Source organism: Olivibacter sp. SDN3, assembly GCF_014334135.1.
Classification (GTDB): Bacteria; Bacteroidota; Bacteroidia; order Sphingobacteriales; family Sphingobacteriaceae; genus Olivibacter.
The window spans coordinates 5,934,872-5,948,311 of the sequence record NZ_CP060497.1; the positions used below are offsets into that span (position 1 = coordinate 5,934,872).

Below are 13,440 nucleotides of genomic sequence, written 5' to 3' on the forward strand. Positions count from 1 at the left end.
GAAATCTAAAACTAATAACACCTTGAAAGAGTAAAACCTATAAATTAAAGAGTAAAAACCTATAAAACCAAACGTCAAATGCATCAAAATCGATGAATTACATTACTTTTGCGAAAAACTAAAGCGATTTAGCGATCTATTTAACTAATAATTAATCAATTATCAATTCATGGATAAAACTTATGACCAATCATTTTAAAAAACCAATCAAAAAAATGGCGTTAACAACAGGCTTAGCTTTTGTTGTTACACTGGGAGGAGCTGTTCATAGCCAAGCAGTTTACGCCGCAAATGGTATGAAGAGTACCGAAATGGCTGTACCCGGCCAACAACAGATTACGGGTGTGGTGAGAGCAGCAGCAGATCAATCACCACTGCCAGGTGTATCTGTGTTAATAAAGGGCACCAGTAGAGGAGTCACAACGGATGAGAAGGGACAATTCAGCATAGACGCCGACGCCTCAGAAACCCTTGTATTTAGTTACATTGGTTATTTAACAACCGAACAAACTGTGGGAGACCGCACGGCATTGACAATCGTTTTACAGGAAGATTCCCAAAGCTTGGATGAAGTAGTCGTAGTAGGATACGGTACACAACGAAAGGTGGACATTACCGGTTCTGTTTCCGGTGTAAAGGCAGAACAACTCACCGAACGACCTGCACTTAACGTCAACCAAGCGATGGCTGGTAGAATGGCTGGGGTAAATGCCTCTACTAACTCTGGCCGCCCAGGCGGCAGAACGCGTGTACGCATCAGGGGATTTAGCTCTATAAATGCTACCAATGAGCCGCTCTACATTGTTGACGGTATTATCTTCACCGAGGATATCAACACGATCAATCCAGGAGACATTGAATCTGTTGATGTATTGAAAGACGCTTCCTCAACTGCAATTTACGGTACCAGAGGAGCTAATGGTGTAATCATGATTACCACCAAACGCGGAAAAAGAAATACGAGCCAAATTAATTATGATGGTTTCATGACGGTGAATACCATGGCCAACAAACAGGATGTTCTTAATTCGCGTCAGTGGATGGATGTCGAAGAATTGGGTTACATCAACGCAGAGAAGTATGACCCGACGGGTTTTGCTGCCGGCCGTTACGAAAACCCTTTCGAGAAACGTCAACGCTACGCGGTAGGTAATACCTTAGGCAATCCGGAACTATTCACAACGGATGGTCAGCCGCTTTATGATGTAGACTGGCAAGACATGATGACCCGCACGTCAATTGGACAATCGCACAATCTATCTTTTACCGGAGGTGGCGATAAATCCAATTATGGCTTATACCTCGGTTATTTCGACGACCAAGGGATTATCGTGAACAGTTTCAATAAAAGATATACCGCTCGTGCGGTAATGGACCATAATGTACGCGACTGGTTACAGGTAGGCGGTACGCTTGGATTCGCAAACACCACTGAACGTAGACAGGACGATGGTGTTGGTGGCAATATCCCTCCGCGTATGATGATCGAAATGGTACCTTTTATTCCCTATCGGTATCCGGATGGCACTTACGGCAGAAGAGAAGATTATGATGGCCTAGAGACCGGGGATAATCCACTAATGCAGGCCAATGAGGTCACTCGACTATATCGGAAAAATGTTTTTAATGGAAACTCATATGCCAAAATAACCTTGATGGAAGGCCTTGACTTTACGTCTACTATCGGAGTTAACTTACGTGACGAGAATCGCCCATATTTTGCTAGTACACATTCAAATTTTGATGGTGGCCTAGGTAGAGCCTATGCGCGCATTGATGGCTTCACATCATTTTTCTGGCAATGGTCTAACCATATCAATTACGCCAAAACCTTCGGCGATCATAACATCAGTGCAACACTCGGAACAGAGGCTCAGAAATTTGAGATCTTAGATTGGAGAGCGCAAGCCAATGATATTTCCGATGATTATTATCAGTGGCATAATTTAGCCACGGGGGCAACTCCTCAGCCACCAACCTCCAATGTTGTAAACTACCAAATGCAATCTTATTTTGCACGTGCCAATTATGGATATAAAGATAAATACCTTTTGACAGTAACCGGCCGTTTTGATGGTTCTTCACGTTTTGGAGAAAACAACAAATTTGCCTTCTTCCCTTCTGTTGCAGGTGCTTGGCGTATCTCTGAAGAGAGCTTCCTGAAAGGCAATTCAACGTTAAGCAACTTGAAACTACGTTTAAGTTACGGTTTAACCGGTAATTCGGAAATTGGTAGTTACCTATCCAACGCCAATTTACAAGCCGGTAATTACGTGCTCGACGGTCGCTTAGCGGCAGGAACAACTATCAGCACATTACCTAATCAGGATCTGAGATGGGAGAAAACAGCTCAATATAATGCCGGACTTGACATCGGTTTCTTAAACAACCGAATTAATGTGGAGTTTGATGCCTATATTAAGAAAACGTCAGATCTCTTGTTGCAAGCTCCAATACCTGCTTCAAGTGGCTACACAACCTTAATGACAAATATTGGCGATATGCGCAATAAAGGTATTGAGTTGAATATCAATACCATCAATATTGACAACCAAGACTTCTCATGGTCTACATCATTTAATTTCTCTTACCTGAAAAATGAGGTCGTTGCTCTAGGAACCAACAACGAGGATGTTTTCTTGAATCCTTTCTTTATTGGTAGTGCCAGTAACATCTTACGTGTAGGCCATCCTGTTGGCACTTTCTGGGGATTAGTACGCGAAGGAACGTGGGGGTCAGATGAAGCTGAAGAAGCGGCACAATACAACCGTTTACCTGGCGACATCAAGTATCGTGATATCAATGGTGACGGACAAATCAATGACGCTGACAGAACAATTATAGGAAAAGGTATTCCTACCTTCTACGGTGGTTTCTTCAACACTTTCCGTTACAAGAATTTAGATCTAACAGTTGAACTGCAATACTCTCAGGGTAATGATGTATTCCGCATGAGTAATCACTCCTCAGAAGACCGTACCGGAATTGCTAATAGCTACGCTACAGTACTCAATGCCTGGACACCGGAAAATCAGAACACCCCCATCGCACAGATTAGAGGCGCTGGAGTGCGTTACGATTCTTTACTTGATTCACACATGGTACAGGACGGATCGTTTATCCGTGGTAGAAACTTAATGTTAGGTTATAATTTTTCTCCTGAAATATTAAGCAAAATAAAATTAAACAGATTAAGGGTGTATGCTTCCGTACAGAATTTCTTCCTGTTAACCGATTACCAAGGTTATGACCCAGAAGTAACAACGTACGACGACGCTTTTGTACAAGGTATCGAGTTCCACGATTATCCAAAACCGAGAACCTTTACCTTCGGAGTAAATGCTACATTTTAACAATCAATTTCAACAGGATAAAAGATGAAGACAACGATCATATCAATTATTACTGCAGCAACTTTATTTGGTTTAAGTTCCTGTAGCCAAAGCTTTCTTGATGAGGATAATAAAAGTAACCTGACACAAGAAAACTATTTTCAAAACGCTGCGCAAGCAGAAACCTTTGTAACGGGTATTTATACTAGTTTACGTGCGAACACGGCGGGAAACGGTTACGGAGAGACGCCCTGGGTAACTTTGGAACTTTTAACTGGTCATGCAACGACTAATTCACAAAGTAACTTTAATCTCGGTGTAATCAATCATACAGCAGGTACAGAAAATCCCGGATTTTATAGTTATTGGAGCGAGTTCTACAACGGCATCGCAAAAGCGAACGTGGCAATTACACGTATTCCGGAAATAGAAATGGATGAGGCCCAGAAGGCTAATTTGCTCGGCGAAGCACATTTTCTTCGTGCGTATTATTACTTCTTTTTAACCCGCTTATTCGGAAATATACCTTTACTTACAGCGCCGGTTGATCCTGCGAATGTGGAAGAACTGAGGCCTAACAGAAGTGAGGTACAGGCTATTTACGATTTAATAGTGAGCGATTTAACAATAGCCGAAGGTTCAGGTTTACCAAATGTGGACCGCACTGGTAAAGTCTCTTTAGGAGCTGTAAAAGCATTATTATCGAATGTATACCTTACAATGGCTGGTTACCCGCTAAACAGGGGAGCAGAATACTACCAGTTAGCGGCTGACAAAGCTGCAGAGCTAGCCAATGAAGGCGACGGCTGGTATCCGCTTTTTGATAATCTAAATGCTTTACATGATCGCCCGAATAAAAATCAAGGTGAATTTATTTTCCAGGTACAATACCTAGGTGGTGTAGCCAACAACAATGTCACACAGATGATCATACCTTATAACATCGGTATATCCCGCCATGGTGACGAATATGGATCTATTAATCCGCTTCCTGCATTTGTGAACACTTACGAAGAGGGTGATCTTCGTAGTGCAGAAAGAGGCTTCTTCTTTACCAGAGCACAACGGTTAAGTACTTCTGCTACCGTAACTTTCCCTCCTGCACTATTTAAATATTGGTTGGAAGCTTCTTCGGGTGCAAACGGTGACCTCAATCCGGATATAAATTTTACTTTGATGAGAATGCCGGAAGTTTACCTCATTCATGCTGAAGCAGCAAATGAAGCGAACGGAGGTCCTACTCCCGAAGCTTATGCTTCTTTAAATAAAGTACGCGACCGTGCCAATCTAGCACCGTTGAGTGGACTGACACAAGACCAGTTTAGACAGGCGGTGTGGAGAGAAAGATATCACGAGCTATGCTACGAAAACAAATCTTATTTTGATATACTACGTACGCGTAAAGCTTACAATCTTTCCAATGACACCTTTGTTGATCTGATAGGTTTCCGTAACGAAAGCGGAACAACTTGGACAGAGAAATATCTTTTATTACCGATCCCTCAACGGGAATTACAAGCCAATCCAAATTTGGAACCAAACAATCCCGGTTGGTAAAAAATAATAATAGGTCCCGGAGTAATATTCCGGGACTTTTCTTATTCCATACCCTCCCCCGCTGTCCATATATCTACCCACCTTCGTTGTAGCATATTCGTTACGTTAACCGTAAAAGGCAATTTTCCTTCTTTCTGTGAGTTATATATTCTAACGCATTATATAGGCTTTAGCTTTTCACTGCTTGAGCTGTAATGGCTATGGAAAATAGCCAATAAACCCTTTAAATATGACTCTGATTATAAAACAATACAGGCCTCCTCCTATACTAGGAATACTAAATCGATTTAGTTTGCTAACTAACACATATTAATCAAATTATCAAATTCATGGAAAAAAACATGACCAATCAATTTAAAAAACCAATTAAAAAAATGGCATTGACAACGGGGATAGCCCTGGCTGTCAGCGTGGGAGGAGCGCTATCAAGCATGGCAGCTTACGCCGCAAACGGTGGAAAGCTTACGGAGATGGTTGCGCCAAAACAACAACAGATAACAGGAGTAGTTACCGGAGCTTCCGACAACGTTCCGTTACCCGGTGTTTCCGTACTAATAAAAGGTACGAACCGCGGAGCAACTACAGATGAAGAAGGTCAATTTAGTATCGAAGCTAGTGCTGATGAAACACTTGTTTTTAGCTATATAGGTTACCTAAGTACAGAGCAGATAGTAGGTGAACGTACGAACCTAACAGTTGTTTTGCAGGAAGACAGCCAAAGTCTGGATGAAGTTGTCGTGGTGGGTTATGGTACGCAACGGAAGGTGGATATTACGGGTTCTGTAGCAGGAGTAAAGGCTGAGCAACTCGTAGAACGACCTGCTCAAAACGTAAATCAAGCAATTGGTGGTCGTATGTCGGGCGTCAATGCCTCCACAAACTCCGGCCGGCCGGGTGGTAGGACACGTGTGCGGATCAGAGGATTTAGCTCCATCAATGCGACCAATGAACCCCTCTACATAGTCGATGGTATCATCTTCACTGAAGATATCGCAACTATCAACCCCGGCGACATTGAATCCGTAGATGTGTTGAAAGATGCTTCCTCAACAGCTATATATGGTACCCGTGGTGCAAATGGGGTTATTATGATAACCACAAAACGGGGAAAAAGAAATACAAGCCAGATCAACTATGACGGATTCATGACGGTGAATACAATGGCTAATAAACAGGACGTACTGAATTCCCGTCAATGGATGGACATTGAAGAATTGGGTTATATTAACGCGGAAAAATATGATCCTGACGGCTTTGCTGCTGGTCGATATGAAAACCCTTTTGAAAAGCGTCAGCGATATGCCGTAGGTAACACTCAAGGTAATCCCGAACTATTCACCACGGATGGTCAACCGCTATACGATGTGGATTGGCAAGATTTATTGACCCGCACCGCAATCGGTCAATCGCACAATTTGTCGTTTACCGGCGGCGGTGACAACTCTAATTACGGCTTATATTTAGGTTATTTCGATGATCAGGGAATTATTGTAAATAGCTTCAATAAACGCTACACGGCCCGTGCAGTGGTAGATCATAACGTGCGCGATTGGCTACAGGTAGGTGGAACTTTAGGCTTTTCAAACAACACCGAACGTAGGCAAGATGACGGTGTTGGAGGAAATAATCCTCCAAGGATGATGATTGAGATGGTTCCGTTTATCCCCTACCGTTATCCTGACGGTACTTACGGCAGGCGTGAAGATTACGATGGATTGGAAACAGGAGATAATCCGCTAATGCACGCAAATGAAGTTACACGCCTATACCGGAAGAACGTCTTTAATGGAAATTCTTATGCTAAAGTCACCCTTCTTGAGGGGCTAGATTTCACTTCGACTATCGGTGTAAATTTACGTGATGAGAATAGACCTTATTCGGCCGGTTCTTTCTCGAATTTTGATGGCGGCCTAGGAAGATCTTATGCACATATTGATGGCTTCACATCCTTCTTTTGGCAATGGTCAAACCATATCAACTATAACAAAACCTTTGGCGATCATAACATCAGTGCAACCTTAGGTACTGAAGCTCAAAAGTTCGAGGTTTTAGAATGGCGTGCAGCAGCAAATGACATACCAGATGATTTCTATCAATGGCACAATTTAGAAACCGGTGCAACTCCTGTTCCGCCAACATCGGACGTGATCAACTATCAGATGCAATCTTATTTTGCGCGCGCGAACTATGGCTATAAAGACAAATATTTATTGACGGTAACCGGACGTTTTGACGGTTCTTCCCGTTTCGGAGAAAATAATAAATTTGCCTTTTTCCCGTCCGTAGCTGGTGCCTGGCGTATTTCAGAAGAAGATTTTCTGAAGGGTAATAGCATATTGAGTAATTTAAAATTGAGACTTTCTTACGGGTTGACTGGAAACTCCGAAATTGGCAGCTACTTAGCAAACGCCAATCTTGCTCCTGGAAACTACGTTTTTGACGGAAGGCTCGCCGCAGGTACTGTAATAGGTACTTTGCCGAATCAAAATTTGCGTTGGGAGAAAACAGCGCAATACAATGCTGGTATTGATGTTGGCCTATTGAACAACCGTATCAACTTAGAATTTGATGCTTATATTAAGAACACTTCGGATTTATTATTAGCGGCACCGGTTCCAGCCTCCAGTGGCTATACACAGCTCATGTCAAACATTGGCGATATGCGCAACACCGGTTTCGAAGTCGGCATTAATAGTGTAAACATTGAAAATGAAAACTTCTCTTGGACTACTTCCTTTAACTTCTCCTATTTAAAGAATGAAGTTACTGCTTTGGGAACCAATAACGAAGATGTGTTCATGGATCCTAGCTTTTTAGGAAGTGCTAGTAATATTTTGCGGGTTGGTAACCCAGTAGGAACGTTTTGGGGCTTGGTACGTGAAGGGACTTGGAGCTCAGATGAAGCTGAAGAAGCGGCACAATACAATCGTCTACCTGGAGACGTCAAATACCGGGACGTTAATGGTGACGGACAAATCAATGATGCCGACAGAACTATTATAGGTAAGGGTATTCCTACCTTCTATGGTGGTTTCTTCAATACCTTCCGCTACAAAAATTTGGACTTAACTGTTGAATTGCAGTATTCGCAAGGCAATGATGTGTTCCGTCTCAGCAATCACTCCTCTGAAGACAGAACAGGAATTGCCAATAGCTATGCGACAGTACTGAATGCCTGGACTCCAGAGAACCAAAACACACCTATCGCACAAATCCGCGGTGCCGGTGCACGCTATGATTCATTATTAGATTCGCATATGGTACAAGACGGCTCATTCATTCGTGGTAGAAACCTCATGTTAGGTTATAATTTCTCTCCTGATATATTAAGCAAGATGAAGCTGAGCCGATTAAGAGTGTATGCTTCTGTCCAAAACTTCTTCCTTTTAACTGACTATAATGGTTATGACCCGGAAGTAACAACCTATGACGACGCTTTTGTGCAAGGTATCGAGTTTCACGACTATCCGAAACCACGAACTTTTACATTTGGAGTAAATGCCACATTTTAACTAAAAAAAAGGAAGGAAATGAAATCAACTATTATATATATGGTTACAGCCGCAACGATATTCGTTGCCAGCTCGTGCAGTAGAGATTTTCTCGACGAAAACAATAAAAGTAATCCTACGCAAGACAGCTATTTTGAAAACGCTAATCAGGCACAAGCCTTTGTGACAGGGATTTATACCAGTCTTCGCGCCAATACAGCCTCAAACGGATACGGAGAAACCCCTTGGGTAACGTTAGAACTACTAACAGGGCATGCCACTACTAACTCCCAGAGTAACTTCAACCTGGGAGTTATTAACCATACTGCGGGAACAGAAAACCCGGGCTTCTATAGCTACTGGCAGGAATTCTACGAAGGAATTGCGAAAAGTAATGTAGCAATTGCCCGTATCCCTGAAATTGACATGGATGAAGCAGAAAAAAATGCTTTGCTTGGAGAAGCTCATTTTTTACGTGCTTACTATTATTTTTTCCTAACACGCTTATTTGGTGATATCCCTTTGGTAACTGCTCCCGTAAATCCTGAGGTTGAAGAAGAACTACGACCAGCTAGGAGTACTAGGGAAGCAATTTACGAAGTGATTATTGCAGATTTAACCTTTGCGGAGTCATCCGGCCTGCCAAATGTTGACCGGACTGGTAGAACCTCCTTAGGTGCAGTTAAATCACTGCTTGCGAATGTCTACCTAACAATGGCCGGTTACCCTCTAAATCTCGGAGAAGAATACTATCGTCTTGCGGCGGATAAAGCTGCGGAAGTGGCTAATGAAGATTGGTACCCCCTATTCAATAATCTCGATTTTTTACATGACCGCCCCAACAAGAATCAGGGAGAATTTATTCTACAGGTTCAATATCTGGGGGGCATTGCCGATAACAACATCACGCAGATGATCATCCCTTACAATATCGGAATTTCCCGTCATGGGGATGAGTTCGGTGCGTTGAATCCAAGACGTGCATTTGTCGACACTTATGAAGCTGGTGATTTACGTGCTGAGGAAAGAGGTTTCTTTTTTACCAGTGCCAGGCGTTTGAGCACTAATGCTACGGTAACTTTTTCACCCGCATTGTACAAGTATTGGTTAGAAGCTTCCTCCGGTGCCAATGGTGACCTCACTCCCGATATAAACTTTACCTTGATGCGAATGCCTGAAGTTTATTTGATTCATGCCGAAGCTGAAAACGAAGCTAATGGTGGTCCAACAGCAACTGCTTACGAATCGCTGAATATTGTGCGTGAACGTGCAGGATTAGATCCTTTAAGCGGATTAACGCAAGAGCAATTCAGACAAGCTGTCTGGAAAGAACGGTATCACGAGCTGTGTTACGAGAATAAAGCTTATTTCGATATCCAACGTACGCATAAAGCTTATGACCTAGCTAATAATACCTTTGTTGATCTTATTGGCTTCCGGAATGAAGCTGGAACAACTTGGAGTGAAAAGTATTTATTACTTCCAATCCCTCAACGGGAATTACAAGCTAATCCAAATTTAGCACCAAACAACCCTGGTTGGTAAAAAATTGGTAAGTCCCGGAATAATATATTACTCCGGGACTTTTTTATCCGATCGTACATCCCCTTAACGACCCTCTCTATCCTGTAGCATATTCGTTACGTTAACCCTAAAAGGCAATTTTCCTTCCCTCTGTGAGTTATATATTCAACGCATAACTAACATATAGCACTTTAGCTGTTTAAACATACCCATACGCTGTTGAGCTGTGATTACTATAGCAAATAGCCTGTAAACCTTTGAATATGCATCTAACTATAAAACAATATAGGCCACCTCCTATATTAAATAAACTAAACCGGTTTAGTCTTATGCTGCTTAAAATGACCCATGTTGAGGCAAACATTGCGGTTAAGGATAATTAATGAGGGGAGTACAAAGCAAACTCAGCTAATCAATAACTCTTCCAATTATGTATAAATATGAATTACATTTATGACCTATCAAAAAAACAGACCTCTTAAAAAGACACTCATTTCAAGCGCTTCGGCCCTGATAGTTGCCCTCGCGAGCAACCTATCCGGGCAGCAAGCGATGGCTGTGAGTTTAAACAACACAACACACCTTGTAGAAACTAAGAAACGTCAACAACAGATAACTGGGGTGGTAACCAGTAACACAGACCAAGCACCTTTACCTGGCGTTTCTGTATTGATTAAAGGAAGCGACAAAGGTGTTACAACAGATGAAAACGGACGCTTTACCATAGAGGCGACACCAAATGATGTATTGGTATTCAGCTACATCGGTTATTTAGGCGCAGAGCAAGACGTTGGCGAGCGTACTGTTGTAAATATCGCGCTTCGGGAAGAAAGCAACAACTTAGAAGAAGTTGTTGTTGTAGGTTATGGCACGCAAAAAAGGAATGAAATTAATTCTGCAGTAGCTAACGTCACCGCAGAGGATTTCAACGAAGGCGGCGCCCGCTCTCCAATGGATCTTATTCAAGGTAAAGTTGCTGGCTTGAATATCACGAGAACCCAAGGTAATAATCCTAATTCCAGCGCATCCATTCAATTACGTGGCATCAATTCACTGGTAGGAGGCACAATGCCTTTAATTGTAGTTGATGGCATCCCCGGTGGTAATCTGGATTTGATACAACAGGATGACATTGAATCTTTCTCTGTACTAAAAGATGGCTCAGCAGCAGCTATATACGGCACAAGGGGGAACGCAGGAGTTATCTTGATCACAACAAAAAAAGGAAAAGCAGGCGATCCCCGGTATGACTATTCTTCCTATTTACAACATGAAGCCGTGGATCGGAAACCAGATTATTTATCAGCTTCCCAATTTAGAGACCTGATTAACCAAGGTACGATTGGCCAAAATTTGGATCTAGGTGGATCAACAGATTTGTATGATGAATTGATCAATAAAAATAATCTAAGCCAATACCATAATTTCGCTGCTTCTGGCGGAAGCGACAAAACCAACTACAGAGCATCTTTATATTATAACGATGCCAGAGGAATAGCCAAAAGAAATAGTCGCGAACAATTTGGTGGGCGTATAAACATCAATCAAACGGGTTTACAAGATCGTTTGACAATGCAGTTTAATTTGGCGGCTAATTTAAATAAGGCTGATCTGCTTGGTGGTGGTGTAAATGATGACGTAAATGCTGCTGATTATGGAACAACAACAGGGAGTGACTTCGAACAAGCCATACAGAGAAATCCTACTGCTCCACTCCGGAATCCCGATGGATCTTTCCTGGAAACACAAGGCTTTAACAATTATAATCCGGTAGCCAGGTTAGAAAACCGCATATTCGAAAGAAACCAATCAACCCTAAGTGGTGATGCCACTTTTACATTAGATATCGCCGAGGGGTTGAAGGCCTCAATTTTTGGTTCTTATTTGCGGAATCAATATAACGATAGACGCTACCGCTCTGTTAATGATTGGGATCAAAGAGAAGCTTCTGAATACCAAGGGATGGGCTACGCCGCCAAATACAATTTCTTATCCTGGACCCAAACGGTAGAACCGACTATAGATTACACAACCACTATAGCCGATGACCATTCGATTAACGCCACTTTGGGGTACAGTTATCAGTATTCAACGGTTGAAAGCTTTAACGTCGATAATAATGGCTTTACTACAGACGCCACTTTAGACTGGGACCTAGGAGGAGGTAGCGCTATAAACAACACCCAACTTCCAAGACCCGGCATGGGCAGTTTTAAAGACGATAATACATTGGTTGCCTTTTTCGGACGTGTTAACTATTCATATCTAGGGAAGTATTCTGCTCAGTTCATTTTAAGACGTGAAGGTTCCTCAAGATTCGGTGCTAATCATAAATGGGGTAATTTTCCCGCTGCATCGGTTGGATGGACGTTGAGCGAAGAAGATTTTATCCGTGATCTCGACATATTCAATAATCTAAAATTCAGAGCGGGGTATGGTATAACGGGCAATCAGGATATTGCAAATTATCAATCGTTACTTACCTTAGGCACCGGTGGTGTTTATCCACAAAATGGTGTATACTATCAAACCTTTGGCCCATCAAGAAATGCCAATCCAGATCTCCGCTGGGAGCGTAAAGCTGAATGGAACTTTGGTTTAGATTTTGCCTTACTGGAAAACAGAATTTCGGGTACGATCGATGTATACAACCGTACAACGAATGACTTGTTGTACGAATATAATGCACAGCAACCCGGTTACGTGCGTGATCTGATCATGACCAACGTAGGTTCTATCAGTAATAAAGGCGTTGAACTTTTATTGAGTGGAACACCTATTCAAAACGAGAACTTGAATTGGACTGTTGATGTCATTGGAAGTGTACAAAACAATAGATTAGACAAACTATCAAGCGATGTATTTCAAGCCAACTTTTTAGAATTTGGAGGACTTCCTTCGCCTGGAAACTTAGGTAATGCTATTCGATTGGAAGAAGGTGGTAAAGTGGGTAATTTCTTTGGAAAACGTTTTGCTGGCTTTACAGATGGTGGCCAATGGTTGTTTCATAAAGCAGATGGTTCAGTAGGAACAGCGGGCGAAATGAACGCAGATGACTTAACTGTTATTGGCAATGGGGTACCGAAATACAACCTCTCCATCAGCAACCGATTGACCTACAAAAATTTCGACCTTACCATTTTTTTAAGAGGTAAATTCGGCTTTGACATCCTAAACACAAAAGAAATGTACTTTGGTAATCAGAAATGGCTGCCAAATAACATCTTTGAAAGTGCTTTAACTACACACGATGAATTGGATGATGACCCTCAATATTCTGATTATTATATTGAAAAAGGTGATTTCATGAAGATCGATAATGTGACTTTAGGTTATAATTTCAAGCTTAATTCCAACTATATAAGAAACCTTAGAATTTACGCTACCGGACGAAACATCGCAACCTTTACTGGTTATAGCGGTATTGATCCGGAACTTCAAGACACAGGCTTCACGGCAGGGATAGATGGTAGAGGCTTTTATCCACGCACACGCTCTTGGACTTTAGGCTTAAATATTGGATTTTAATTAAGAAG

5 protein-coding genes are annotated in these 13,440 nt (G+C 42.1%); all 5 read left to right on the top strand.

Annotated elements, in window-relative coordinates; all coding sequences use genetic code 11:
* Positions 1–215: 215 nt before the first annotated feature.
* The 5 genes from H8S90_RS25075 to H8S90_RS25095 all read left to right on the top strand — a co-directional run bounded on the left by H8S90_RS25075 (position 216) and on the right by H8S90_RS25095 (position 13,432).
* Positions 216–3,353 (top strand): TonB-dependent receptor, encoded by a 3,138-nt coding sequence (locus tag H8S90_RS25075; protein WP_255501739.1) that lies wholly within the window; start codon positions 216–218, stop codon positions 3,351–3,353.
* 24 nt (positions 3,354–3,377) lie between these two features.
* Positions 3,378–4,889 carry a RagB/SusD family nutrient uptake outer membrane protein gene (locus H8S90_RS25080; RefSeq protein WP_187340474.1) on the top strand — a complete coding sequence of 504 codons (1,512 nt, stop codon included), beginning with the start codon at positions 3,378–3,380 and terminating at the stop codon, positions 4,887–4,889.
* 329 nt (positions 4,890–5,218) lie between these two features.
* A complete protein-coding gene (locus H8S90_RS25085) occupies positions 5,219–8,401 on the top strand; it encodes a TonB-dependent receptor (RefSeq protein WP_255501740.1) in 3,183 nt (1,060 codons plus the stop codon).
* Between the two features lie 18 nt (positions 8,402–8,419).
* Positions 8,420–9,925: a RagB/SusD family nutrient uptake outer membrane protein gene (locus tag H8S90_RS25090; RefSeq protein WP_222852194.1), complete on the top strand. Its 1,506-nt coding sequence runs from the start codon at positions 8,420–8,422 to the stop codon at positions 9,923–9,925.
* A 432-nt stretch (positions 9,926–10,357) separates the two neighbouring features.
* Complete coding sequence (locus tag H8S90_RS25095; RefSeq protein WP_187340475.1) at positions 10,358–13,432, top strand: TonB-dependent receptor; 3,075 nt, start codon at positions 10,358–10,360, stop codon at positions 13,430–13,432.
* The last annotated feature ends 8 nt before the right edge of the window (positions 13,433–13,440 follow it).